Here is a 23,046-nt window from a genome sequence, read left to right on the forward strand (position 1 = left end):
GGCCTCAGGCATGGTTGATCTTGCTGAACAGACGAAAGTAATTGTCGGTGCTGGCTTGCTCGATCACAGAGACCGGCACCCCGCGCAGTTCGGCGATTTTTTCCGCAACATGAATGACCTTGGAGGGGTCGTTGAGCTTGCCCCGATAAGGCACAGGGGCAAGATAGGGGGAATCGGTCTCGATCAGCAATCGATCCAAAGGGACTTTCTGGGCCACCTGCTGCAGATCGACTGCGCTTTTGAAGGTAACAATCCCGGAAAAAGAAATATAAAACCCCAGATCCATGGCATCGCGCGCCATCTCCCAGGTTTCGGTAAAACAGTGCATCACGCCATGGTCAGCGTGCTCTTCGCGCATCAACCGGATGGTGTCGGCGACAGCCGCCCGCGTGTGTATGATCAGCGGCAGGCCAGTCTGCCTGGATGCCTGGATATGCATCCGAAAGCGCGCGCGCTGCCAGTCCAGGGGTTCGGCCAACCGATAGTAGTCCAGGCCGGTCTCGCCGATGGCGACGACCTTGGGGTGGACGGCACGCTGCAGCAGATCGTCCAGGACGGGCTCGGCACCATCATCGTCTTCGGCGTCGTTGTCCGGATGCACCCCCACCGATGCGTGCAGGCAAGGCTGGGACTCGACCAGCGCAATCAGCCCGGGCCAATCGCGCAGATTCACGCTGACCACCAGGGCATGCCCGACATTGGCCGCCTGCATGCGGGTCAGGATGTCGGGCAATTGAGCCTGCAGTGCGGGAAAGTTCAGATGACAATGAGAATCAACGTACATAATAAAAATTCGTCAGTAAAAGCTGCTGAGGCACGTCACCATGGTACGCCACATCATGTGCTTATTGCCTGGGTAAAACAGCTTGCAAAAGGCGCTGGGCGGCGTGGTCGGCCAATAGCTTAGGATTCAGGGGGTGGTGTGCCAGGCGGCGCTGTTTGGCCAGCCACTGGCCGGTTCGCGCCAGCAGGGCCGGATCAGCCGCTTCAGCAATGGCCTGGATTTTATCGGCTCGATCGGGGTAGTACCGCACCGGCAAGCCCCGGGCCGCCAGGCTCAGGTCCAGCCAGATGCGTTGAAAGCTATCCAGCCACTGGGCGGGCTCGGATGCCAGCAGGACATCGGCCAGCGGCGCAGAGGCCTCTGTGGTGCCAGCCTGCCGCAGGAATTGATCCACACAATCCGGCAAGGCAGGCTGCTGTAAACGGGCCTGCCGCAGGGCGGCCAGCGGTGCGCCACCGGCTGCGGCCAGCCGGGCGCCCGGCTGGTCCACCCCTTGGTCCTGCAGCCAGGCCAAGGCCTGATCCGCACCGGGCGTTGCCAGCGGCAGACGCCGACAGCGGGATACCAGCGTGGGCAGCAAACGGTCCGGCATATCGGCGACCAGCAGAAACACGGTATGCGCCGGCGGTTCCTCAAGGATTTTCAGGAGCGCGTTGGCCGCTATCGTGTTCAGGGATTCTGCCGGGTATAGCAAAGCGACGCGCCACCCTCCCCGATGCGTGGCCATATTGAACCAAGGCAGCAAGCTGCGGATTTGTTCAATACGGATGTCCTTGGAAGGCTGTTTTTTATGGCCGGACGCTTCGGTCTCGTCGATGGCGGCGCCTTCTTGGGCGGCCACGGCATCCGGCCGGATGCGGCGCAAATCAGGATGGTTGCCCGCCCGTACCCAGCGGCAAGCCTGACAATGATCACAGGCCAGGCCCTGCACAGGAGATTCGCACAGCAGGCTGGCTGCCCCCGCCATGGCGAATTCGACCTGGCCGACACCGGGCAGGCCATGGATCAACCAAGCATGGGCGAAGCGCTCAGGAGTGGCCAGCCAGGACTGTGCCTGCGCTTGCTGCCAGGGGAGAAAACCGATGGCGGCAGTCATGGGCGGCTTTGCCAATGCTGGACCAAGGCCTGTAAACAGGCATCCAGGCGGATGCGGATTTCCGGGATGCCGTGGCTGGCATCAATATGGCGAAAGCGATCCGGATCGGCTGCCATCCTGTCGAGATATGCCTGACGGGTACGCTCGAAGAAAGCCGCATTTTCTTGTTCGAACCGGTCTGCCGTGCCGCGCCCCTGCTGGACTCGGGTGCGTGCCACCGCCAGCGGTACATCAAACAGAAATGTGCAGTCCGGCCCATGCCCCGGCTGGGTCCAGGCATCCAGTTGAGCAATCGCGTCCGTCCCCAGTTGTCGGCCACCGCCCTGATAGGCATAGGACGCATCGGTGTAGCGGTCACACAGCACCCACAGGCCCTGCGCCAGGGCGGGCTGGATATGCGTGCGCCAGTGTTCGTTGCGGGCCGCGAACATCAGCAGGGTTTCCGTGCGCAAGTCCATGGCCTGATGCAGCAGTATTTCGCGTAGTTGTTCGCCCAGCGGCGTGCCACCCGGTTCGCGGGTGCAGAGCAAGGAAATGCCTGCCTGGCGCAGCCAATCCGTCATCCAGGCCACATGTGTGCTCTTGCCGGCCCCATCCAGGCCTTCCAAGGTAATGAAACAACCGCGTTGCGCCATGATGATGTCAGTTTCGCTTAAGAATGTATTTTCCCACCGCCCGGTTATGCGCGGCCAGGTTCTTGGAGAATTCGCTGGTCCCATCCCCACGCGACACAAAGTACAGAAAATCATGCTGTTCCGGGTGCAGGGCCGCCATCAGGGCGGCCTTGCCCGGACTGGCAATGGGGGTGGGTGGCAGGCCTGGACGAGTATAGGTGTTCCAGGGGGTATCGCGTTCCAGGTCTTTTTTGCGCAAGCGCCCCTGGTAATCGGCCCCCATGCCATAGATCACGGTGGGATCGGTCTGCAGCGGCATGCCGATGCGCAGGCGATTGATGAATACCCCGGCAATGCGGGCACGATCGGCACCATGGCCGGTTTCTTTCTCGATGATGGAAGCCAGAATCAGCGCCTGATAGGGAGTTTCCAGGGGCAGATCGCGGTCGCGCTGCTGCCAGGCGGACGCCAGGGTCTGCTCGCCGGCCTGGGCGGCCCGACGCAATATGTCCAGATCCGAGGACCCAGGCGTAAACACATAGGTGTCAGGATAGAACAAGCCCTCGGGCGCGGCCGGCTCCAGCGCCAGACGCTTCAAGATGTCAGCCGCTTCCATGTCTTTGGTATCGTGGCGGACCTGCTCGTCGGCATCCAATGCGGCGCGAATCTGGGCAAAGGTCCAGCCCTCGGGAAAGGTAAGCCGCGCCTGGGTCATATCGCCATTGGCCATGCGCTCCAGCAAGACCCAGGGGGTATCGCCGACCCGTGCCTCGTAAGCACCGGCCTTCAGGAGCTTGTCGCGACCGCTGAGTCGGGCCAGCCAGACAAAGGCCAGCGGGTCGATCTCTATGCCGGCCGCCTGCATGGCCTGGGCCATCTGCCTGGGTGTGCTGCCGTTGTCGATCAGGTAATCCACCACATCGGCCCGCATCAGTACGGGCCGCTCCCAGCCCCACCAGGCAGCACCACCCACGCCTGCGCCCATCAGCGCCAAGCCGACAATCAGCAGCCAGAGGAACAGTCGCAGAGTTTTTTTCATGGACGCCAGTTTACCTGAGGCTTGTAGGGGCTTGGCTTGGTCTTGGGGGAAACGCCCGCTATCATGGTGCGTTTAGTGGCAATGGTTTTAATGTGGCGATGAAGAACGCATTTGAGATAGACGGGCAATGGCCCCTGGACGACTTGGCTGTGATTCAGTTGCAGGGGCCGGATGCCGCAGAATTTTTACATGGCCAGCTCAGCAATGCGGTGCTGGACCTGCCCCCCGACCAGGCTAGGCCTGCCGCCTATTGCACGGCCCAGGGGCGCTTGCTGGCCAACGGCGTGATCTGGTCCGATGCGCACGACCAGCGCATCAGCCTGATGGTGTCGCGCGACCTGGCAGATGGCCTGCTGCGTCGGCTGCGCCTGTTCGTCCTGCGGGCCAAGCTGGATCTTTCGTTGGCCGAAAATCATGTGATTTCAGGCGTCCAGGGACCAGCCCTGGTGGCTGAAGCACTGCATGGCCTGCCGCCCTGGTCACGCCAAACTCTGGACGGCGTCGATTGGATCGTCGCGCCGCACACCAGCGCCGCCCGGCCTGCCGCCTGGCGTATACAGCCTGCGCCTCGCTTACCCACAGACGCGCATCTGGCTACCCCTTGGCATGCGGCGCAGATCGCCAGCGGCTGGCCTTGGATACGCCTGGCCAGCCAGGATATGTTCTTGCCTTCTACCCTGAACATGGATGTGAATGGCAGCATCGATTTTAAAAAGGGGTGCTATCCGGGTCAGGAAGTCGTGGCGCGCAGCCATTACCGAGGAACCGTGAAGCGACGCCTGGCCTGGGGGACGGCCTCCTGGCAAAATTCGCTGCCTGTGCCCGCCGCAGGGACGGATCTTTATGCGGCAAATCACGCTGCGCCTGCCAGGCCCGTCGGACGACTCATTGCATGTGTGCTGCTGGATGGACAGCTGTATGTGGCAGCCGAAACTACACTGATAGACGGCCCAGAAGCACCCTGTGTCATCGGCAGCGCCGATGGCCCGATGCTGATGCTGCGCTTGGCAGACCCAGGGCTATCCGCATAAGCCCCGGCGATTTCGACCCTGAACACACAAGCTGCCCCCCGAAAAACCAGGGGGGCAGTACGTCGTCAGTGCGGCTGGTGATACAGCTTTAGAATGCTGGAGAAATCCAGCTTGCCATTACCCTGCGTGCTATGCAGGGCATATAGGTTGCGGGCCAACTCACCCAGGGGCGTGGTTGCGCGGGCTTGCATGGACGCCTCGGCTGCCAGGCCCAGATCCTTCAGCATCAGATCCACGCCGAAGCCGCCCTCGTAGTCGTGCGAGGCAGGCGCCTGTGCCATCACGCCTGGCCAGGGGTTGTATAGTTCAGTCGCCCAGTTGCGCCCCGAGCTTTTGGCAATGATGTCGGACAGCGTCTTGGGGTCTAGGCCATTGGCCACGCCCAGCGCCAGGGCCTCTGCCGTGCCTGCCATCTGAATGCCCAGCAGCATGTTGTTGCAGATCTTGGCGACCTGCCCTGCGCCGGCCGCGCCCGCATGAAAAATATTTTTCCCCATGACCTGCAGGTACGGCATGGCGGCGGCCAGGTCGTCATCGGTGCCGCCGACGATAAAGGTCAGGGTGCCGGCCACGGCCCCCCCGGTGCCGCCTGACACGGGCGCGTCGATCATGCGGATGCCCTGCTGGGCGGCGGCCACGGAAACCTTGCGCGCCGATTCAGGCGCAATGGTGCTGCATTCCAGGACCAACGTGCCCTTAGTGATGGCGGTCAGCAAGCCGTTTTCGCCCAGGTACAGGCCCTCGACGTGGCGGCTGGCCGGCAGCATGGTAATGACCACATCAGCCCCGACGACCGCCTGGGCTGCTGAATCTACCGCCGTGGCCCCGGCATCGGTGGCCGCCTTCAAGGCGGCAGGCACCAGGTCAAAAACCCGCAAGGTATGGCCGGCCTTGATCAAGTTCTGGGCCATCGGGCCACCCATATGTCCCAGGCCGATGAATGCAATTGTGCTGCTCATGGTGATGTCTCCTGCAAAATGTATTGTTATTTAAAGATCTGCCAATGGATGTTCTTGGCCTGCGGGCCAGGGGTGCACCAGGAATCGTCTGACCCAACTGGCAGAGGCCTGCTCGAACGTGGCGGGATACCAGCGCGGTTTTTTGTCTTTGTCGATGAGCAAGGCGCGTATGCCTTCGCGGAAGTCAGGTTCGGCGCAGCATTGCAGCGCCGCCACGTATTCCATGCGGAAAGCATCGGCTAGAGACAGATGGCGGGCGCGATTGACCAGCATGTATCCCAACCGAGCTGATCCGGGTGCGCCTGCCAAAAAATTGGTGGCAGCCCGCGCCATCCAGGGGTCAGGGTGACGCTTCCAGGCGGCCAACGCGGTAGCCGCCTGCATAAAATCAGCACGGCTGCAGGCGCGGCGGATATCAGCGGCATGCGTTTGCAAGGGGCCTGGATCGGGCACAGCCAGTTGCAAACCATCCAGGACCGTATCCAGCAATGCCGCCTGCTCGTCTGGGTCCGTCGGCCATTTTTGGGCCGCCAGCGTCGCCACCAGGGTATCCAGGCCATCCACCGCGCAATAATGATCGGCCAAGCCATAGTGCAGGCAATCGGCCGCCCCGAGCTGGGCGCCGGTCAGGGCCAGGAATTCGCCGATGCCGCGTGGCAAACGACCCAGCATCCAAGTGCCTGCCACGTCTGGAAATAGACCGATGGTGACTTCAGGCATGGCAAAGCGCGTGCTGGACGTGACCACGCGATGGCTGGCCCCCAGCATCAAACCTACCCCGCCGCCCATGACAATGCCGCTACCCCAGCAAATCATGGGTTTGGGATAGCGATGAATGCGGTAGTCCAAGCGGTATTCGATCTCGAAAAAACTGCGGGCATGCAGATTGGCCCAGGCATCCCGAGGACTATCCAGCATGCTTTGATAGAGCGCATGCAGGTCACCTCCCGCACAAAAGGCCTTGTCGCCCGCCCCGTGCAGGACCACAGCCACGATACGATCATCGTTTTGCCAGGCGTGCAGGCGCTCATCCAGCAGCCTGCACATAGGCAGCGACAAGCCATTGAGGGTGTCGGGACGATTCAGGGTGGCCATCCCGATACGCTTGCCATCCTGGGTCGGGACTTCGCGAAACAGGACAGGATCAGGCTCGGTTTCCTGAGAAACATCGACGATATCAGTGGTGCTCATCGCAAATCGGCCTCTTGGGTAAGAATATGCCGCGCCACAATGACGCGCATGATTTCATTGGTGCCTTCCAGAATCTGGTGTACGCGCGTGTCGCGCACCAAGCGTTCCAGGGGATAGTCTTTCAGGTAGCCATAGCCGCCGTGGATCTGCTGGGCATCCAGACAAGCCTGGAAACACAGATCCGTGGCAAGGCGCTTGGCCATGGCGCAATAGGCGCTGGCCTGAGGATCGCCTGCGTCGAGTTTGGCAGCGGCCAGACGCACCATCTGACGCGAGGCCACGATATTGGTCAACAAATCCACCAGTTTGAATTGCAGGGCCTGGAAATCCGCCAGGGGGCGGCCAAATTGGCGGCGCTCGCCCATGTACCGACGCGCGGCCTCGTAAGCGCCTTGGGCAGCGCCTACGGAACAGGTAGCGATATTGATGCGTCCGCCATCCAGCCCCTTCATGGCAAAGCGAAAGCCGTCACCCTCGTTGCCCAGACGATTGGCCACTGGCACACGGGCATTTTCAAAGGTGATGGGCCGAGTGGACTGGCTGTTCCAGCCCATTTTGTTTTCTTTGCGGCCATAGGTGATGCCATCGGTATCGGCCGGCACCACCAGCGCAGAAATTCCGCGTGGGCCCTCGCCCCCGGTGCGGGCCATCACGATCAGTACATCGGTATCGCCTGCGCCGGAAATAAAGGCCTTGGCGCCATTCAGGACATAATGATCGCCTTCCAGCCGGGCGCTGGTGGATAGTGATGCTGCGTCTGACCCGGCGCCTGGCTCGGTCAGGCAGTAAGAGGCAAGTTTTTCGCCCGTGGACAGCAATGGACCCCAATAATCGCGCACCGAGGGCTGCGCCCAGCTGCCTACCATCCAGGTCGCCATATTGTGGATGGTGATGAAGGCCGTGGTGGAAGGGTCCACCGCCGCCATTTCCTCGAATACCAGGGTGGCATCCAGCCGGGGCAGGCCCAGCCCGCCGATGGATTCCGGCGCATACATGGCGCAAAATCCGAGTTCACCTGCTTTGGCGAAAACCTGGCGGGGAAATATATGTTCCTCGTCCCAGTGCGCTGCGTGGGGGGCGAGTTCGCCCAGGGCAAATTCTCGGGCGGCCTGTGCAAAAGCCTGTTGTTCTTCGCTGAGGCGAAAATCCATGGTGTATGTCTCCGGATTTATGGTCGTCACGGTCGCGAGACGCTGATGGCGTCATCTGACGTGGCCGGTCTGATCAAGACCGGCCGCTGCTTCGCTGATTACTTTAGCACTTGACGCCCGCGTCTGTATCATTTGACCCTCCTAAATCCATCCAATCATGATGGGGTTTAGAGGGTCCCTAGCACGATCTTGCGGGTTGGTGCTTTTGCGAATCTTGGGGTCTACCGGATGGACGGAGACGGCTGCGATCGACACAAGGTGCGCAACATGCCACTAGGGACAATACTGATGTCGTACGTAGTGACATTCAGTATTATCTTGGCTAGTATTAAAAAATAACTAATATATTAATAAAGTAGTGGCTAAAGTATTTTTTGATCGAAGCTTCATGTGGAAGCTCAAGCCTGGCCAGAAGCTGCTTGCCAGCGTCAGCCTATTGCTGCTGATTGTGGCCTTGGCGGCCTTTAGCCTCTGGCACATGGTGAAAGCACGAAGCTTCGAGGCTTACGCCCAGCAGCACGCAGAGGCTGCCTCCCTGGCTGATACGCTGGCCCAGCAGATCGAATACGGTCATAGCCAGGCCCTGGCCTACGTCATGGTATCCGAGGACTCAGCCCGCAGTTTTTACCAGGCCGGACTGGAAGAGCTGGCCGTCAGCAATGCCCAGTTGCGATCCCGCATTGAGCCCTTGAGCACCGAGCCCAAGGCCTTTGCACTGTACCAATACCTGCAGCAGGCCCGTCTGCCCTACGTCGCCTGGCGAGAGGCCGCCCTGGAATCCCTGACCACCGACCAGGCCTATGCCAAGCGGCTGATTTCCAGCATCGACATCAACACCTTGGTCCAGGACTATATCGATAGCATCGAGACCCTGGCCCAGTATCATCATCGGCAGGCGGCTACGATGGGCATCCAGGCTGCGGCCACCAGCCAGTTCAGTCTCTACGGCTTGATCATCAATAGCTTGCTCGCGCTGGCCTTGGCCACGGCCATTACCTGGCGACATATCCGACTGGTGGATATCCGACACCGCCCGGTGCGCCGTCGTCATCCTCCCCCCGCCATCGGAGGCCCTACCCGCCCCGACGCAGACAGTTCGCAGCGGCGCGCGCATTTTCGGGTTCGCACGCCCCTGATCAATGCGGCGTCCTTTGCCGTTCTGGACCCCAGCGTGGATGTCTTCAACTGCGTCTTCCCGTTGTTTGACATCAGTACCGGAGGCGCCCGCCTGATCGACTTGAAAGGCCGCTTGAACAACCATACCGACAAGATATTCCATGGTCGACTCGACCTGCCCGGCGCCCAGTCGGTACAGCTAGACTTGAAGATTCTGCGCGTCAATGAAACGCAATTGGATGGTCAGAAAATTTTGCTGACAGCCGCTGGAAAATTCCACGAACAAGACCACCAGCAGCACGTGGCCATCCAGCAATATATCGATCTGCTTGATCGCAAACTAAACCAGAACCAGAAAAAAGAACTGCCTGATCGGCCGGGTAAAACCTGAAGTCTGCAAACTAGCCAGCGCCGGACTTGTGCTTTCCTGCCCGGTGCGCCACGCGGCGGCGGCGGGACTCCAGGGGATCAAAGACCAGGGGGCGGCAGAGTTCGACCCGGTCGTGTTCATGCAGCACACGCTGGGGATCGCAACGTTCGCCATAAATCGCCATGGTCAGGGGCTGATCGGTATATTCTGGAAATTCCAGTGCAAAATCACTGTCAGCCACCGCCTGCGCGGCTGTGCTGCCTGCAGGCACGTCCAGCGTCTGACGCCATAAGCGGGTGGCGGCGGCAAAAACAATGGATACCTGCATCCCTAGCTTCCGTAGACGGCGTGAGCGCGCTGCGTGAAGGAATCGATGAAACTGCTGGCGATGCGGTTAAAGACGGGGCCGACCACCGCAGACAGCGCGCGGCTGGAGAACGCGTATTCCATGGTGTAGAGGACCTTGCAGCCATCTTCGCCCAGTGGCTGGAAAGTCCAGTGTCCGGTCAGATTGGAAAACGGCCCATCCACCAGGTGAAAGATGATCTTATGGGGATAGTCGTGTTCATTGCGGGTGGTGAAGCTTTGGTGGACACCGGCAAAGCGTATCTGCACGCTGGCCTGCATGCCGGTTTCGTTGTGCCATTGCACAGTCGAGCCGCCACACCAGGGCATGAAATCGGGATAGCGGGCAACATCGGCCACCAGATCGAACATTTGGGCACAACTGAAGGGAACGAGGACAGAACGTTGGATCGCAGGCATCAGCAGGACGGGAACATAAGAAAACGATAGAATGAAAGGATTTTATCAGGGCATGCGGGGCTACCCAAAATCCCAGCCTTTTTGTTGGGGATAGCACCCTGATTCTGCCAAACAGAGCCAAATCCATGAGTATTGTCGATAACCGCAAAGCCACCCACGATTACTTCATCGAGGAGCGCTTTGAAGCCGGGCTGGTGCTGGAAGGCTGGGAAGTCAAAGCCATCCGCGCGGGTCACGTACAGCTAAAAGAAAGCTACGTCATCGTGCGCGATGGGGCCTTGTGGATTCTAGGCATGCACATCAGCCCATTGCCCACGGCGTCCACCCATATCCACCCAAACGCCACCCGAACCCGTAAACTGCTCTTGCACGCCCACGAAATCAGCAAGCTGATCGGCAAGGTCGAACAGCGCGGCTATGCCTTGGTGCCCTTGAATCTGCACTATAAAGGCGGGCGCATCAAACTGGACTTCGGCCTGGGGCGCGGCAAGAAACTGCACGACAAACGCGACACCCAGCGTGACCAGGATTGGGCGCGGGAAAAAGAACGTCTGATGAAGCACGATACGCGGGCGCGACCCAACTGATCGTCTAGCCTATGATCAAGCTTTCCAGTTGCATCTAATCTAGCCGATGACCAGACCTTCCAGCTGCAACAAGCGGATCTTGCGGCCCAATCCGCCCCCATAACCATTCAGGCTGTGGTTGTGCGCCAGAATACGGTGGCAGGGGATGATGATGCTGATGGGGTTGCTGCCCACTGCCGTGCCGACGGCGCGACCATGCCCGGTACCCAGGCCTGCCTGTTCGCCCAACTGGCCATATGACAGGGTTGCCCCACAAGGCACAGCCAACAAAGCCTGCCAGATTTTTTGCTGGAAGGCGCTACCCTGGGGAGCCAAGGGAATATCAAACGTCTGGCGCTGGGCTCGCCAGTACTCATTCAGTTCTGTCTGTGTCTGCTGCAAAACCGCCAGCGCACCGGCAGGCGTGTCTTCTTGCAGCAAGTGCAGCGACATCCGGGCGGGGTCGGCCATGGCAGGTTCGGAGGCCAGCGCCTGCGTATCGAACAGTTCACCGCCCCCAGGCATCGAGCCGGGCAGGCCGTGCCTTCAGGGTGCGCAGCGCCCGACCCTGCAGAGTAGTGCCGGCGCCAGGCTGAGCAACCGTGTCGTGTGCGGCGCACAAGCCCTGGACCTGGGGGCAATCCCGCTGATCGGTGAAATGTAGTCCGGTCAGATGAAGTTCATCGGCACTGAGCAGGATATCCCCCAGCGGGGAAGAAAGAGTGGCATGAAACATGATGGCTCCGGTGACGCGAATCGCTGAACCTATACGATACGCCCGTCTTGCAGGGATTAAAAACCCACAAGACGGGCGACGCAACAAGCAATCAGGCGACGGTGCGGGTATCGGCCAGACGCTGCCAGGTGTCCACCACCGTGTCCGGATTGAGCGACATGGACAAAATGCCTTCGTCACGCAGCCACTGAGCCAGATCAGGGTGGTCGCTGGGTCCTTGGCCGCAGATACCGACGTATTTCCCGGCCTTCAGGCAGGCCTGGATGGCGCGGCGCAGCATGAACTGGACGGCAGGATCGCGTTCGTCAAAATCGGCGGCCAGAAGCTCCATGCCGGAATCCCGATCCAGCCCCAGGGTCAGTTGGGTCATGTCGTTTGAACCGATGGAGAAGCCGTCGAAGAACTGCAGGAATTCCTCGGCCAGGATGGCGTTGGTGGGGACTTCGCACATCATGATCAGGCGCAGGCCGTTGTCGCCGCGCTTCAGGCCGTGGGAAGCCAAGAGATCAACCACGCGCTGTGCTTGGCTGAGGGTACGCACAAAGGGCACCATGATTTCGACATTGGTCAGCCCCATGTCGTCGCGGACCTTTTTCAGGGCCTCGCATTCCATGCGGAAGCATTCGGCAAAGTCGTCCGAGACATAGCGCGATGCACCGCGGAAACCCAGCATGGGGTTTTCTTCCTCGGGCTCGTAGCGCGAACCGCCCACGAGCTTGCGGTACTCGTTGGATTTGAAATCGGACAAGCGCACGATGACGGGCTTTGGGTAGAAAGCCGCGCCGATCGTGGCAATGCCTTCGGCGAGTTTTTCGACAAAGAAGGCGCGTGGGCTGGCATAGCCCCGGGCAGCGGACTCAACGGCTTTTTTCAAGTCGCCATCGACATTGGGGTAGTCCAGAATGGCCTTGGGGTGCACGTTGATGTTGTTGTTGATGATGAATTCCAGGCGGGCCAGCCCTACCCCGCCATTGGGAATCTGGGAAAAGTCGAAGGCCAGCTGCGGATTGCCGACGTTCATCATGATTTTCAGGCCGATTTCCGGCATTTCACCCCAGCGGACTTCCTCGATTTCGGTCTCGATCAAGCCGTCGTAGATGTGTCCCTCGTCGCCCTCGGCGCAAGACACGGTGACCTCGCGGCCATTGGTCAGCACATCGGTGGCATCGGCGCAGCCCACCACGGCGGGAATGCCGAGTTCGCGGGCAATGATGGCGGCATGGCAGGTGCGTCCGCCCCGGTTGGTGACAATCGCCGCAGCAAGCTTCATGACCGGCTCCCAGTTCGGATCGGTCATGTCGGTCACCAGGACATCGCCTGCGCGGACTTTGTCCATTTCGGAGGCATCGGCCACCACGCGCACGGTACCCGAGCCAATTTTCTGGCCGATGGCCCGGCCACGCACCAGGACTTCGCCAGTGGCCATCAGGCGATAGCGCTCCTGGACATCGTTGTGCCCCTGTTGGGATTTGACGGTCTCGGGGCGTGCCTGCAGGATGTAGAGCTTGCCATCGATGCCGTCACGGCCCCATTCGATATCCATGGGGCGCTGATAGTGGGATTCGATGATGGTGGCGTATTGGGCAAGTTCGATGATCTCGTCATCGGACAGCGAGTAGCGGTTGCGCTCGGAGGCCGGGACTTCGATGGTGCGAACGGCATGGCCGGTGGTGCGATCGGCGTCGAATTCCATCTTGAGAAGCTTGGAACCAATGCGTCGACTGATGATGGGATAGTGGCCTGCCGCCAAGGTGGGCTTGAAGACATAGAATTCGTCGGGATTGACAGCGCCCTGGACCACGGTCTCGCCCAAGCCATAGGACGAGGTGATGAAGACCACGTCCTTGAAGCCGGATTCCGTATCCAGGGTGAACATCACCCCCGCGCTGCCTTTGTCGGAACGCACCATGCGTTGGATGCCGGCCGACAAGGCGACCTCTGCGTGGGCGTAGCCCTTGTGGACCCGATAGGAAATGGCACGGTCGTTGTACAGGGACGCAAAGACCAGGCGGATTTTCTCCAGGACTTCGTCGATGCCGACCACATTGAGGTAGGTTTCCTGCTGGCCCGCAAACGACGCATCGGGCAGGTCTTCGGCGGTCGCCGATGAGCGCACGGCAAAAGAGCCGTTGCCATCGGCATCCAACTGGGCAAAAGCGCCACGGATGGCCTGTTCGAAAGCGGCAGGGAACGGGGTCTCGATCACCCATTGGCGGATTTCGGCCCCGGCATTGGCCAGCTCGCGGACATCATCGGCATCCAGGGTATCCAGGCGATGATTGATCCGCGCATCCAGGCCAGTGGACTTCAGAAACTCGCGAAAAGCATCGGCCGTGGTGGCAAAGCCACCAGGCACTCGTACGCCGGCATCGGCCAGCTGACTGATCATTTCACCGAGTGAAGCGTTCTTGCCCCCTACCGAGTCCACATCCGTCATGCGGAGCTGCTCGAAAGATACTACATATGACATGGTGTCACCTTTAAGATAGAAAAAGCGTGTTTGCCCGACATACGCGACACACCACCATGCCACGGAGGTGAAACAGCGGGGGATCCTGCCTGTTCTGGGTGGCAGAATCCGCATACGTCTGGCAAACCAGCCTTGCCTGAGCAGCAGGTGACTGGTAATCTTCGCGGATTGTACCGTTTCTGACGCTTGGTGGCTCAAAATCCATGACCGACACCGTATCTGATCGCCCTGTTTTTATTGTTTCCGATAGTACCGGGATCACCGCCGAGACCTTTAGCCACGCCGTGCTATCGCAATTCGAGGAAATCGCCTTCCAGGCAGTGCGCCTGCCATTCATCGATTCGATGGAAAAAGCCGATGCCGCAGCGCGCCGCATCCAGCAACGCGCCGACCAAGGCGGCCCGCCCCCGCTGGTGTTCAGCACCCTGGTGGATTCGGAGATTGCCGATCGCATCCGCCAGGTGCCCTGCATCTTTTTGGATTTGTTCGGGGCCTTTGTACAAGAGCTAGAAGACATCCTGGGGGTAAAGTCCAGCCGCTCGGTGGGCCGATCACACACCAATGGCCTATCCAAGCAATACAACCGTCGCATCGAGGCCATCAATTTCAGCCTGGCGCACGACGATGGCCAATATATTCAGGGACTAGAGCAAGCCGACGTCATTCTGGTGGGCGTGTCACGCTGCGGCAAAACCCCCACCAGCCTGTACCTGGCCATGCAGTACGCCGTCAGGGCTGCCAACTACCCCCTGATCCCGGAAGACTTTGACCGAGGCGCCCTGCCTGCGACCCTGCTGCCTTTTCGGCGCAAGCTTTTTGGCCTGTCCATCCAGCCCGAACGTCTGGCTGAAGTCCGCAACGAGCGCCGCCCCAACAGCACCTATGCATCCCTGAAGCAATGTCGTCAGGAAATCGCCGAGGCAGAGCGCTTGATGCGGATGGAAAACATCCCCTGGCTGTCCACCACCACCCGCTCGATCGAGGAAATCTCCACCAAAATCCTGGACGAGGTCGGTCTTGATCGCACGACCTATTAAGACCTGATGGCCAATGACCGGGGCTAGACTCCGGCGAACTGACGACGCTGCTCGAACAGACAAATCGCCGCTGCGGCAGCGACATTCAGGGACTCTACGCTGGCCGATTGGGGAATATGCACCCGCCAGTCGGCCAAGGCCAGCAGATCCGCCGACACCCCGCGTCCCTCGTTGCCAAACAGCCAGGCACAAGGCTGGCGCAGGTCTTGTTGATACAAAGACTGGGCCTGCTGCAGCGTCGTGGCGGCCAGGGGCACGCGCAGTCGGCGATGCAGGCCCGACAAATCAACCTGGGCGTAAATATTCAGTGAAAAATGCGCCCCCTGGCCACTGCGCAAAACCTTTGGCGACCAGGCTGCCGCACAGCCTGGCGAGAGATAGGCAGACTTCAGACCAGCCGCCGCCGCCGTGCGTAACAAGGTCCCGAGATTGCCCGGGTCTTGTACCCGGTCCAGCCATAGACAGCCCTCGGTGATCAGCTCAGGCAGCATGACCGTAGGCGGCTCTACCAGAAAAAAAACCGCAGGGCCGTTTCCGACTTGTGACAAGATTCTGGCCAGGTGATCTTCCAGCACGATCCGGCGGGTGTGTTCGCAATCGCGCCACAGAGGCTTGATCCAGCCGGGCGACTGGGCCTGGATCGCCTCGCTGACAATCAGAGCCACGGGTGCGCCATGATGTTCCAGCCAGGTCTGGCACAGGTGTTCACCCTCCAGCAAAATACGGGTTTCACGATGCCCTGGTCGGCCTTGGGCCAGCCGTAGCCACAGGCGATAGTCGGGGTTGTCGCGCGAAGCGATATGGCGTACGGGAGTGGTAAATGTCATGTGGGCACTGCTTGCAAAAGCCGCCGGACCGGCGCAAAGCTGCACCGATGGGCCGGACAGGGACCATACTGCACCAGGCGCGCCAAGTGCAGCGCCGTGCCATAGCCCTTATGCCGATCGAAAGCATACTGTGGATATTGCGCATGCAGCGCCAGGCAGTATGCATCCCGTGCGGTCTTGGCCAGGATAGACGCGGCTGAAATGGCGGGCTCTAGTGCATCCCCGCCGACAATGGATCGTGCCGGGCATGGCAGCCCGGTCGGCAGACGGTTGCCGTCCACCAGAATCAATTCAGGCACCTGCGCCAGATCCTGACACGCCTGGCGCATGGCGATCAAGGTCGCCTGCAGAATATTCAGTTCGTCAATCATCGGCACATCTGCCTGGGCGATTGCCCAGGCGAGTGCCTGTTCGCGGATCTGTGTGGCCAGTGCCTCGCGGCGGGCGGCACTGAGCTTTTTGGAGTCAGTCAGACCCGCAATGGGCCGAGCAGGGTCCAGGATGACGGCCGCCGCAAATACCGGCCCAGCCAGCGGCCCCCTGCCCGCTTCGTCCACCCCAGCCACCAGGGCGTCGACCAGCAGGGATGGCGCAAACAAATCAGCCTGCGTTGCCATGGCAAACCTCTAGAATCGCCTGGGCAGCCAGGCCCGGCGTGTCCCGATTCAGGGTTTCGTGCAACACCGCAAAGCGCTGGGCAATCCGATCAGCATGCGCCTGATCGCTAAGGGCAGTCCAAGTGGCGGCAGCCAAGGCATCGGGTGTCGCCGCTTCCTGCAAGAGTTCGGGGACGACAAAATCACGCTCTAGTATATTGGGCAGCCCTACCCACGGCAAGCTGGGTGCTTGTTGGCCGGATTTCCAGGCCATGATGCGCCGCATCCAGGGGCTGAGCACATAGGAAATCACCAGGGGCCGCTTGAACAAGGCGGCCTCCAGGGTGGCCGTGCCGCTGGCCACCAGGACGGCGTCGGCGGCCTCCATGGCATGCCAGGCAAGCGGCCAATCCCGGGTATCCAGCCCGTCGCAACGCGTATGTTCCTGGTGGGGGGGAAGTTCTGGCATGGCTGCCAGAATCCGGCAATTGGGCACAGGGTACTGGGCCAACATGCTGGCAAATTGCGCATGGCGCTGGGCATTGACGACGGGCACGACAATCTGCAGGTCAGGGTCTTGCAAACGCAGCTGTTGGGCTGCCTGCAAAAAACGCGGCGCCAGCAAGCGGAGTTCGGATTCCCGGCTGCCGGGCATCAAGGCCAGCACCCGCTGGCCTTGATCCAGGCCCAGCAAGGCACGCGCAGCGGCGCGATCGGGCTGCTTGGGGATGAGTTCGGCCAAGGGGTGACCCACATACGTGACCGGCACCCCCTGTTCCCGATAGAGATCGACCTCGAAGGGAAACAATACCAGCATGTGCGAAACCGCCCGGCGAATCTGATGAATGCGCTCAAAGCGCCAAGCCCAGATCGAAGGCCCGACAAAATGCACCGTGGGGATGCCGGCCGCCCTGACTTTTTCTTCCAGGCGCAGATTGAAGTCAGGCGCATCCACCCCGACAAATACATCGGGGCGTTGCTGGATGACCCGCTGGCGGGTATTGCGCCACGTGCGAATCAGGCGCGGGGCCTGGCGCAAGGCATCGACATAACCAAAAACAGACAAGGCATCCATCGGATGCCAGGCTTCAAAACCGGTGCGCACCATCGATGGGCCGCCAATGCCCGTGGTCCGAATACCTGGACTGCGCGCCTGCAATCCTGTGATCATCCTGGCTGCCAGCAAATCGCCGGAGGGCTCGCCGGCAACAATGGCCGCGTGCATGTGCCGGGTATTCATCAGTGGATCATGGGCGGGCAATGCCGCGGCTGGAGGCCTGCAAAAAATCCACCAGGGTCTGCACGGCAGGCGCCTGGTCGGGTTGCTGCAACTGCAAGTCCAGCAGTGCCTCGATGGCCTGTGGCATGTTCAACTGGCGGCGATAGAGGATTTTATAGGCGTCCTTGAGGGCCTGCACGTCGGCGGGCGTGAAGCCCCGGCGACCCAGGCCTTCGGCATTGATGCCCACCGGACGGAAAGAGTCGCCTGCCCCGATCATATAGGGGGGGACATCCTGTCGCACCGAACTGGTGCCGCCTATCATGGTGTGAGCGCCGATGCGCACGAACTGATGGATGGCCGACAAACCACCGATGATGGCCCAGTCGTCTATGTGGATATGGCCACCCAACTGCACACTGTTGGAAATGACGATATGGCTGCCCAACTGACAGTCGTGGGCAATGTGCACATAGGCCATGATCCAGTTATCGTCACCCAGGCGAGTCGTGCCAATATCCTGAACCGTGCCGGTATTGATCGTCACGAATTCACGAAAGGTATTACTGGCGCCGATTTCCAGGGCAGTAGGTTCACCTGCGTATTTCTTGTCCTGGGGCATGCCGCCGATAGAACAGAAGCCGTAAAAATGGTTATCTGGACCAATGGTGGTGTGGCCTTCAATGACGCAGTGCGAACCGATGCGGGTATTGGCACCAATACGCACGTTTTCGCCGATGACGCTATAAGGCCCGACACTGACGCCGGGGCCGATGATGGCCCCGGATGCAATAATTGCTGTCGGATGGATCTGGGACACCGACATTATTCTTCCAGAATGCGCACCGCGCACATGATCTTGGCCTCGGCGGCAATCTGGTCACCTACCTTGGCCACGGCGGTGTATTTGCAAATTGAACGGCTGAGTCTGTCAGCGGAGACTTCCATGCGCAACTGATCCCCTGGAACGACCGGGCGGCGAAAGCGCGCCCCGTCGACCCCGACCAGGTAATAAGCGACTTTTGTGCTGACCAGATTGGGCGCCCCGGCATCGGCAAAGGAAAACAAAGCAGCCGCCTGGGCCAGCGCTTCGATGATGAGCACACCGGGCATGACGGGATGGTGCGCGAAATGCCCTTGAAAAAACGGTTCGTTGTAAGTGACATTCTTGATGGCGACGATGCTTTTGCCCGGATCCATTTCAAGGACGCGGTCCACCAGCAGCATCGGCTGCCTGTGCGGCAGCCTTTCCATGATGTCTTTGATATCGAGTTCCATTATTGTGTGTCCTGCTTGTTGTTCGCCGACTGCCTGGCCGGTTCGGTCATCGCCTGTCGTTCGATTGCGCGGAGTCGCCTACGCAGTGGAGCCAATTGTCCAAGCACGGCAGCATTGTGCTGCCAGGTGTTATGTTCGGCCATGGGAAACACCCCTGTATAGCGCCCGGGCTTCAGAATATCGGCAGTCACGGCTGTCCCACCCGAGATATGAACATCATCGACCAAGGTGAGATGTCCACTGAACATCGCCGCCCCCCCGATGACGCATCGCTGTCCCATGATAGTGGACCCGGCCACCCCCGTGCAGGCAGCGATAGCAGTATGGTCACCAATATGGCAATTATGACCGATCATGATTTGGTTATCGAGCTTTACCCCATTGCCCAGCACGGTGTCTTCCACTGCGCCGCGATCAATCGTGGTGTTGGCGCCGATCTCGACATCATCTCCCACCAGGACACCGCCCAATTGGGCGATCTTCGCCCAGGCACCAGGGACGCGGGGGTCCGGCGCAAAACCAAAGCCATCAGCCCCCAGAACAGCCCCTGCATGCAAGATGCCGCGCGCGCCTATACGGACCCCGTGGTACAGCGTGACTTGGGCGTGCAACAAGCAGTCCGTGCCGATATCACAGTCAGGACCAATGACACAGCCAGGTCCGATGCGCGTGCCAGCGCGGATTCGGGCACGGGCCTCAATGACCGTCAATGGCCCAACGTGTACGCCATCCTCGAGAATCGCATCGTCGGCAATCACGGCGCTGGGATGTATGCCACGCGGCAGATCCGCTATGCGATGGTGGTCAAACCACTGAGCCAGCAGCGCATACATCAGATATGGCTGCTCGCAGAGCACAACCTGCCAGGCTGGCGGCTGAGGCTGGATTGCCTGATAGGCCTGCCAGTCCTTGGGCTGCAGAATGACAGCGGCCGCCCGACACTCCAGCAACTGCTCGTGCAGTTTTGGATTGGACAGAAAGCTGATTTCGGTGGGCCCGGCCGATTGCAAAGAGCCGATGCCCGTGATTTTCAGGGTCTCGGCGCCAGCGGTGTCAGTCAGCGTACACCCCAGCCCGACCAAGTCGGCCTCCTGTAGCAGCTGTCGCAGCGCAGGAGCCCGCTGGAGCGTAAGCAACACCGCCATGGATGATCAACCGCCCAGGGATTTGATGACCTGATCCGTGATATCCACGCGTGGGCTGACCGTGACGGCGTCCTGGATGATCAGATCGTAGTTTTGGTCTTCGGCGATTTTCTTGATCGCCGTGTCGGCTTTTTCGACAATGGTGGAGAACTCTTCGTTGCGGCGGCGATTGAAGTCCTCTTGGAATTCACGGCGTTTACGCTGCAGATCGGAATCCATGTCCTGCAACTGGCGCTGGCGTTTGATGCGCTCGGATTCTGATAATACAGGGGCGTCCTTATCGAGCTTCTGGGCTTGGTTGCGCAGACTATCAGCCAGTTTTTGCAGATCCTGATCGCGCTTTTTGAATTCGGCTTCGATTTTGGCCTGCGCTGCCTTGGCGGGCTTTGAATCGCGCAAAATGCGTTCAGTGCTGACAAAACCAATTTTGGTCGCCTGAGCATAGACCGGAGCGACGAACAGCGTTCCCAGGCCGATGGCAGCAGCCACGGCCAGCGCACGGTGACCCGATACGGCGCGCTGCGCCAAAGTTGAAACATTCAAACCTGAAAGAGCCATGATGACAAAACCACCTGCGAGTGAACGCTGCAATAAAAACGATTATTGTGCCATTAAATTGGCAGAATCAGAAACCCGTGCCAATCTGGAATTGAAACATTTGCTTCTGGTCGCCTTCTTTCGAATTGAGGGGCCGGGCAACCGATAACTGCAAGGGTCCCAATGGAGATTCCCAGGACAGCCCGATACCGGCGGAGTATTTCCAACCGCAGGGATCAGCCACACGATTATCCTGACCTTGCGGGCAACCTGAATTATCCGTGGTGGTGACCTGGCCTACGTCGGAGAACAGGAACCAACGCAGGGTGCGGTCTCTGGAGGCGCCAGGGAAAGGCATGTACAACTGGACATTGCCGACAATGCGCCGTGAGCCCCCCAGGAAGGTATCGGTCAAGGTATCGCGAGGCCCCAGTGAGGCACCTTCGTAGCCGCGCACCGAGCCGATGCCCCCAGCATACATGTTTTTGATCACCGGGAAGGGCTTGCTGTCGCCGCCGTAGGTTTTGGCCCAATCGACCTGACCATTCAGTGCCAGCGTGAAGGCACGCCCCAGCGGCAGGAAATACTGCTGTTGACCGGAGAGCTTGTAGTAGCGCAGGTCCAGCGTGGAAATATCCGCTGCCAGGCGCGTATAGCCACCCTTGTGCGGCGCCATGGCGTTATCGCGGGTGTCCTTGGCCCAGCCTATGCTGAAAATACCCGCATTCGTTGTTTCGCCATATTCGCGGACAAAGTTCTGATACGCCAGCGGGGCGGGGTTGTTATCCAGATTGGTCCCCATCACCATGTCGCGCAGAGAGTTCCGCTCTAGGGTAAATCCGGCGAAGACACGATCAACCTCGGAGATAGGCACCCCGAAGTTAAGCCCTAAACCCATGGATTCATTGGAGTACCAGCCCAAGGAGCCACTGTCCGACACATCGTAAGGTGTCAGTCGACGGTAGTAGATCGAGGTGGTTTTGCTGATGCCGTCCTGCGTCCAATAGGGATTGGTGTGCGAGATGATTGCCGCACGGTTGGTCTTGCTGGTATTGATATTCAATGCCAGGGAGTTGCCACTGCCAAAGGCGTTGTCCTGGCTGATCCCGGCGGACAGCATGAGCTTGTCGGTGGTGCCGTACCCTACCCCCAGGTTAATCATGCCGGTGGGCTTTTCTTTGACATTGATATTGACATCGACCTCGTCGGGCGAGCCCGGAATCGGATCGGTCTTGACGTCCAGTTCGCTGAAATATCCCAGGCGGTCAATGCGCTCCTTTGAAGCCTGGATACTGGAGGAGTCGTACCAGGCGGCTTCTTGCTGGCGCATTTCGCGGCGCACGACTTCGTCGCGCGTGCGGGTATTGCCCCCGACATTGATGCGGCGCACATAAACACGGCGACCGGGATCAACATAAAACGTCAGTTGGGCCACATGGGTGTCGCGATCCAACGAGGGGCTGGGGTTGACGTTGGCAAAGGCATAGCCCAGCGATCCCAGATAATCATTGATGGATTTGGCAACCGCGTTGGTCTTTTCAGCCGAGAAAGTTTCGCCTTCCTTGATGGTCAGCAAGGGCTGCAGATTATCCTGCAGGCCCAGCAAATCGCCGGCCAGATCCACCTGACCCAGCGTATAGGGCTCGCCCTCGTGCAAAGAGAAGGTCAGGTAGATGTGCTTGCGATCCGGGGATATCGTGACCTGGGGCGGCTCCATGGAGAATTCCAGATAGCCGTTGTTCAGGTAGTAGGATCGGATGCGCTCGACGTCGCCTTCGAGTTTTTCGCGAGAATATTTATCGGTACCGGTATACCACGTCATCATGCCGCCGGTGGTGAGCTCCATCTGGTCTTCGAGCGTACCGGCGGAAAAAGCCTTGTTGCCGATAAAGTCGATGCGCTCGATGGTGGCGACCCCGCCTTCGAAGATGTCAAAGCTGACGCCGACGCGATTGCGCGGCAGGGGCGTGATGACTGGGTTGACCTGGACGCCGTATTTGCCCTTGGCCAAGTATTGCTGCTTCAGTTCGAAGACAGCGCGATCCAGCATGGCCTGGTCAAACACGCGCCCCTGACCAAAACCCACCTGTGCCAGGGACTTGGTCAGCGCTTTGGCGTCGAACTCACGCATGCCATTGAAGGTAATGGCAGCGATCGTAGGACGTTCGGCGACCGATACCACCAGCACATTGCCGCGCGCATCGATCTTCACATCACTGAAAAACCCAGTCGAATAGAGCTTCTGGATGGCAGTAGCGGCCTCTGCCTCGGTGAAGGTCTGGCCGACCTTGACGGGCAGGTAAGTGAAAATCGTACCGGGATCAACCCGCTCGACGCCCTGGACCTGGATATCCTGCACGACAAAAGGCGTGAATGCCGCCGCCATGGCAGGGGCCAGCAGCGCCGCCAGCACCATGGGAATGGCACGCTTGATGAGACGAGAGTTCCGAAGAGACGACATCCTGGCAATCCTTTTCAGCCGTAGCAGGGTCAAGAGACAAGTAATGCGCGATTGTAAG

At 59.9% G+C, this 23,046-nt stretch carries 24 protein-coding genes; 4 read left to right on the forward strand and 20 right to left on the reverse strand.

Features of this window, described 5'->3' with window-relative positions; translation table 11 throughout:
• Window positions 1-4: 4 nt before the first annotated feature.
• The 4 genes from VDP81_RS00235 to mltG all read right to left on the reverse strand — a co-directional run bounded on the left by VDP81_RS00235 (window position 5) and on the right by mltG (window position 3,533).
• Window positions 5-784, reverse strand: coding sequence for a TatD family hydrolase (locus tag VDP81_RS00235; RefSeq protein ID WP_323011226.1), 780 nt, complete (start codon window positions 782-784; stop codon window positions 5-7).
• Between the two features lie 61 nt (window positions 785-845).
• Window positions 846-1,880, reverse strand: a complete 1,035-nt coding sequence (gene holB, locus VDP81_RS00240; protein WP_323011227.1) for a DNA polymerase III subunit delta' — start codon at window positions 1,878-1,880, stop codon at window positions 846-848.
• Entirely contained in the window at window positions 1,877-2,515 is a 639-nt protein-coding gene (gene tmk, locus VDP81_RS00245; RefSeq protein ID WP_322994976.1) for a dTMP kinase, read from the reverse strand. Before tmk ends, holB begins: the two co-directional genes overlap by 4 nt.
• A 7-nt stretch (window positions 2,516-2,522) precedes the next feature.
• A complete protein-coding gene (gene mltG, locus VDP81_RS00250; protein ID WP_323011228.1) occupies window positions 2,523-3,533 on the reverse strand; it encodes an endolytic transglycosylase MltG in 1,011 nt (336 codons plus the stop codon).
• Between the two features lie 98 nt (window positions 3,534-3,631).
• On the opposite strand from mltG, the gene VDP81_RS00255 reads away from it, so the two are divergent.
• A complete protein-coding gene (locus VDP81_RS00255) occupies window positions 3,632-4,564 on the forward strand; it encodes a folate-binding protein (RefSeq protein ID WP_322994974.1) in 933 nt (310 codons plus the stop codon).
• A gap of 65 nt (window positions 4,565-4,629) precedes the next feature.
• On the opposite strand, the gene mmsB is transcribed toward VDP81_RS00255, so the two are convergent.
• From mmsB to VDP81_RS00270, 3 genes are read right to left on the reverse strand one after another with little or no spacing between them, the layout of a single operon-like run.
• The gene (mmsB, locus tag VDP81_RS00260; protein WP_322994973.1) at window positions 4,630-5,523 is read right to left on the reverse strand and encodes a 3-hydroxyisobutyrate dehydrogenase; all 894 of its coding nucleotides are present in this window, start codon (window positions 5,521-5,523) and stop codon (window positions 4,630-4,632) included.
• 30 nt (window positions 5,524-5,553) lie between these two features.
• Window positions 5,554-6,714 (reverse strand): enoyl-CoA hydratase/isomerase family protein, encoded by a 1,161-nt coding sequence (locus VDP81_RS00265; RefSeq protein ID WP_323011229.1) that lies wholly within the window; start codon window positions 6,712-6,714, stop codon window positions 5,554-5,556.
• Window positions 6,711-7,865: an acyl-CoA dehydrogenase family protein gene (locus VDP81_RS00270; protein ID WP_322994971.1), complete on the reverse strand. Its 1,155-nt coding sequence runs from the start codon at window positions 7,863-7,865 to the stop codon at window positions 6,711-6,713. The genes VDP81_RS00265 and VDP81_RS00270 overlap by 4 nt, the downstream gene beginning before the upstream one ends.
• Window positions 7,866-8,253: 388 nt before the next feature.
• Between VDP81_RS00270 and VDP81_RS00275 the strand changes: the two genes are divergently transcribed.
• Complete coding sequence (locus tag VDP81_RS00275; protein WP_323011230.1) at window positions 8,254-9,372, forward strand: hypothetical protein; 1,119 nt, start codon at window positions 8,254-8,256, stop codon at window positions 9,370-9,372.
• Between the two features lie 10 nt (window positions 9,373-9,382).
• On the opposite strand, the gene VDP81_RS00280 is transcribed toward VDP81_RS00275, so the two are convergent.
• Window positions 9,383-9,679: an RnfH family protein gene (locus tag VDP81_RS00280; protein ID WP_323011231.1), complete on the reverse strand. Its 297-nt coding sequence runs from the start codon at window positions 9,677-9,679 to the stop codon at window positions 9,383-9,385.
• Window positions 9,680-9,681: 2 nt separating this feature from the next.
• A complete protein-coding gene (locus VDP81_RS00285; RefSeq protein ID WP_322994968.1) occupies window positions 9,682-10,116 on the reverse strand; it encodes a type II toxin-antitoxin system RatA family toxin in 435 nt (144 codons plus the stop codon).
• A 125-nt stretch (window positions 10,117-10,241) separates the two neighbouring features.
• Here VDP81_RS00285 and smpB point away from each other — a divergent pair, with 125 nt between their 5' ends.
• Entirely contained in the window at window positions 10,242-10,703 is a 462-nt protein-coding gene (gene smpB, locus VDP81_RS00290; protein WP_322994967.1) for an SsrA-binding protein SmpB, read from the forward strand.
• 39 nt (window positions 10,704-10,742) lie between these two features.
• Here smpB and VDP81_RS00295 read toward each other — a convergent pair whose 3' ends face one another.
• The 3 genes from VDP81_RS00295 to ppsA all read right to left on the reverse strand — a co-directional run bounded on the left by VDP81_RS00295 (window position 10,743) and on the right by ppsA (window position 13,888).
• Window positions 10,743-11,207 (reverse strand): methylated-DNA--[protein]-cysteine S-methyltransferase, encoded by a 465-nt coding sequence (locus tag VDP81_RS00295; RefSeq protein ID WP_322994966.1) that lies wholly within the window; start codon window positions 11,205-11,207, stop codon window positions 10,743-10,745.
• Window positions 11,191-11,418, reverse strand: a complete 228-nt coding sequence (locus VDP81_RS00300; RefSeq protein ID WP_323011232.1) for a hypothetical protein — start codon at window positions 11,416-11,418, stop codon at window positions 11,191-11,193. Before VDP81_RS00300 ends, VDP81_RS00295 begins: the two co-directional genes overlap by 17 nt.
• A 91-nt stretch (window positions 11,419-11,509) precedes the next feature.
• Window positions 11,510-13,888 (reverse strand): phosphoenolpyruvate synthase, encoded by a 2,379-nt coding sequence (ppsA, locus tag VDP81_RS00305; protein WP_322994964.1) that lies wholly within the window; start codon window positions 13,886-13,888, stop codon window positions 11,510-11,512.
• A 203-nt stretch (window positions 13,889-14,091) separates the two neighbouring features.
• On the opposite strand from ppsA, the gene VDP81_RS00310 reads away from it, so the two are divergent.
• Window positions 14,092-14,925, forward strand: a complete 834-nt coding sequence (locus VDP81_RS00310) for a pyruvate, water dikinase regulatory protein (RefSeq protein ID WP_322994963.1) — start codon at window positions 14,092-14,094, stop codon at window positions 14,923-14,925.
• 23 nt (window positions 14,926-14,948) lie between these two features.
• On the opposite strand, the gene VDP81_RS00315 is transcribed toward VDP81_RS00310, so the two are convergent.
• The 8 genes from VDP81_RS00315 to bamA form a co-directional block, all read right to left on the reverse strand.
• Window positions 14,949-15,752, reverse strand: coding sequence for an RNA methyltransferase (locus tag VDP81_RS00315; protein WP_322994962.1), 804 nt, complete (start codon window positions 15,750-15,752; stop codon window positions 14,949-14,951).
• Window positions 15,749-16,369: a ribonuclease HII gene (gene rnhB, locus VDP81_RS00320; RefSeq protein WP_322994961.1), complete on the reverse strand. Its 621-nt coding sequence runs from the start codon at window positions 16,367-16,369 to the stop codon at window positions 15,749-15,751. Before rnhB ends, VDP81_RS00315 begins: the two co-directional genes overlap by 4 nt.
• The gene (gene lpxB / locus VDP81_RS00325) at window positions 16,353-17,588 is read right to left on the reverse strand and encodes a lipid-A-disaccharide synthase (RefSeq protein ID WP_323011233.1); all 1,236 of its coding nucleotides are present in this window, start codon (window positions 17,586-17,588) and stop codon (window positions 16,353-16,355) included. The genes rnhB and lpxB overlap by 17 nt, the downstream gene beginning before the upstream one ends.
• Before the next feature lie 7 nt (window positions 17,589-17,595).
• Entirely contained in the window at window positions 17,596-18,393 is a 798-nt protein-coding gene (gene lpxA / locus VDP81_RS00330) for an acyl-ACP--UDP-N-acetylglucosamine O-acyltransferase (RefSeq protein WP_323011234.1), read from the reverse strand.
• Window positions 18,393-18,845 (reverse strand): 3-hydroxyacyl-ACP dehydratase FabZ, encoded by a 453-nt coding sequence (fabZ, locus tag VDP81_RS00335; protein ID WP_322994958.1) that lies wholly within the window; start codon window positions 18,843-18,845, stop codon window positions 18,393-18,395. Before fabZ ends, lpxA begins: the two co-directional genes overlap by 1 nt.
• Complete coding sequence (lpxD, locus tag VDP81_RS00340) at window positions 18,845-19,990, reverse strand: UDP-3-O-(3-hydroxymyristoyl)glucosamine N-acyltransferase (RefSeq protein WP_323011235.1); 1,146 nt, start codon at window positions 19,988-19,990, stop codon at window positions 18,845-18,847. The genes fabZ and lpxD overlap by 1 nt, the downstream gene beginning before the upstream one ends.
• 6 nt (window positions 19,991-19,996) lie before the next feature.
• Complete coding sequence (locus VDP81_RS00345) at window positions 19,997-20,548, reverse strand: OmpH family outer membrane protein (RefSeq protein ID WP_322994956.1); 552 nt, start codon at window positions 20,546-20,548, stop codon at window positions 19,997-19,999.
• A gap of 67 nt (window positions 20,549-20,615) precedes the next feature.
• Window positions 20,616-22,988, reverse strand: a complete 2,373-nt coding sequence (gene bamA / locus VDP81_RS00350) for an outer membrane protein assembly factor BamA (RefSeq protein WP_323011236.1) — start codon at window positions 22,986-22,988, stop codon at window positions 20,616-20,618.
• Between the last annotated feature and the right edge of the window lie 58 nt (window positions 22,989-23,046).

This window comes from Castellaniella sp., assembly GCF_034675845.1.
Lineage (GTDB): Bacteria > Pseudomonadota > Gammaproteobacteria > Burkholderiales > Burkholderiaceae_B > Castellaniella.

Bases quoted from the DNA above. Each gene is read 5' to 3' on its own strand.
- VDP81_RS00235 (WP_323011226.1), bottom strand. From the start codon at position 784: ATGTACGTTGATTCTCATTGTCATCTGAACTTTCCCGCACTGCAGGCT.
- holB (WP_323011227.1), bottom strand. From the start codon at position 1,880: ATGACTGCCGCCATCGGTTTTCTCCCCTGGCAGCAAGCGCAGGCACAG.
- tmk (WP_322994976.1), bottom strand. From the start codon at position 2,515: ATGGCGCAACGCGGTTGTTTCATTACCTTGGAAGGCCTGGATGGGGCC.
- mltG (WP_323011228.1), bottom strand. From the start codon at position 3,533: ATGAAAAAAACTCTGCGACTGTTCCTCTGGCTGCTGATTGTCGGCTTG.
- VDP81_RS00255 (WP_322994974.1), top strand. From the start codon at position 3,632: ATGAAGAACGCATTTGAGATAGACGGGCAATGGCCCCTGGACGACTTG.
- mmsB (WP_322994973.1), bottom strand. From the start codon at position 5,523: ATGAGCAGCACAATTGCATTCATCGGCCTGGGACATATGGGTGGCCCG.
- VDP81_RS00265 (WP_323011229.1), bottom strand. From the start codon at position 6,714: ATGAGCACCACTGATATCGTCGATGTTTCTCAGGAAACCGAGCCTGAT.
- VDP81_RS00270 (WP_322994971.1), bottom strand. From the start codon at position 7,865: ATGGATTTTCGCCTCAGCGAAGAACAACAGGCTTTTGCACAGGCCGCC.
- VDP81_RS00275 (WP_323011230.1), top strand. From the start codon at position 8,254: ATGTGGAAGCTCAAGCCTGGCCAGAAGCTGCTTGCCAGCGTCAGCCTA.
- VDP81_RS00280 (WP_323011231.1), bottom strand. From the start codon at position 9,679: ATGCAGGTATCCATTGTTTTTGCCGCCGCCACCCGCTTATGGCGTCAG.
- VDP81_RS00285 (WP_322994968.1), bottom strand. From the start codon at position 10,116: ATGCCTGCGATCCAACGTTCTGTCCTCGTTCCCTTCAGTTGTGCCCAA.
- smpB (WP_322994967.1), top strand. From the start codon at position 10,242: ATGAGTATTGTCGATAACCGCAAAGCCACCCACGATTACTTCATCGAG.
- VDP81_RS00295 (WP_322994966.1), bottom strand. From the start codon at position 11,207: ATGCCTGGGGGCGGTGAACTGTTCGATACGCAGGCGCTGGCCTCCGAA.
- VDP81_RS00300 (WP_323011232.1), bottom strand. From the start codon at position 11,418: ATGTTTCATGCCACTCTTTCTTCCCCGCTGGGGGATATCCTGCTCAGT.
- ppsA (WP_322994964.1), bottom strand. From the start codon at position 13,888: ATGTCATATGTAGTATCTTTCGAGCAGCTCCGCATGACGGATGTGGAC.
- VDP81_RS00310 (WP_322994963.1), top strand. From the start codon at position 14,092: ATGACCGACACCGTATCTGATCGCCCTGTTTTTATTGTTTCCGATAGT.
- VDP81_RS00315 (WP_322994962.1), bottom strand. From the start codon at position 15,752: ATGACATTTACCACTCCCGTACGCCATATCGCTTCGCGCGACAACCCC.
- rnhB (WP_322994961.1), bottom strand. From the start codon at position 16,369: ATGGCAACGCAGGCTGATTTGTTTGCGCCATCCCTGCTGGTCGACGCC.
- lpxB (WP_323011233.1), bottom strand. From the start codon at position 17,588: ATGAATACCCGGCACATGCACGCGGCCATTGTTGCCGGCGAGCCCTCC.
- lpxA (WP_323011234.1), bottom strand. From the start codon at position 18,393: ATGTCGGTGTCCCAGATCCATCCGACAGCAATTATTGCATCCGGGGCC.
- fabZ (WP_322994958.1), bottom strand. From the start codon at position 18,845: ATGGAACTCGATATCAAAGACATCATGGAAAGGCTGCCGCACAGGCAG.
- lpxD (WP_323011235.1), bottom strand. From the start codon at position 19,990: ATGGCGGTGTTGCTTACGCTCCAGCGGGCTCCTGCGCTGCGACAGCTG.
- VDP81_RS00345 (WP_322994956.1), bottom strand. From the start codon at position 20,548: ATGGCTCTTTCAGGTTTGAATGTTTCAACTTTGGCGCAGCGCGCCGTA.
- bamA (WP_323011236.1), bottom strand. From the start codon at position 22,988: ATGTCGTCTCTTCGGAACTCTCGTCTCATCAAGCGTGCCATTCCCATG.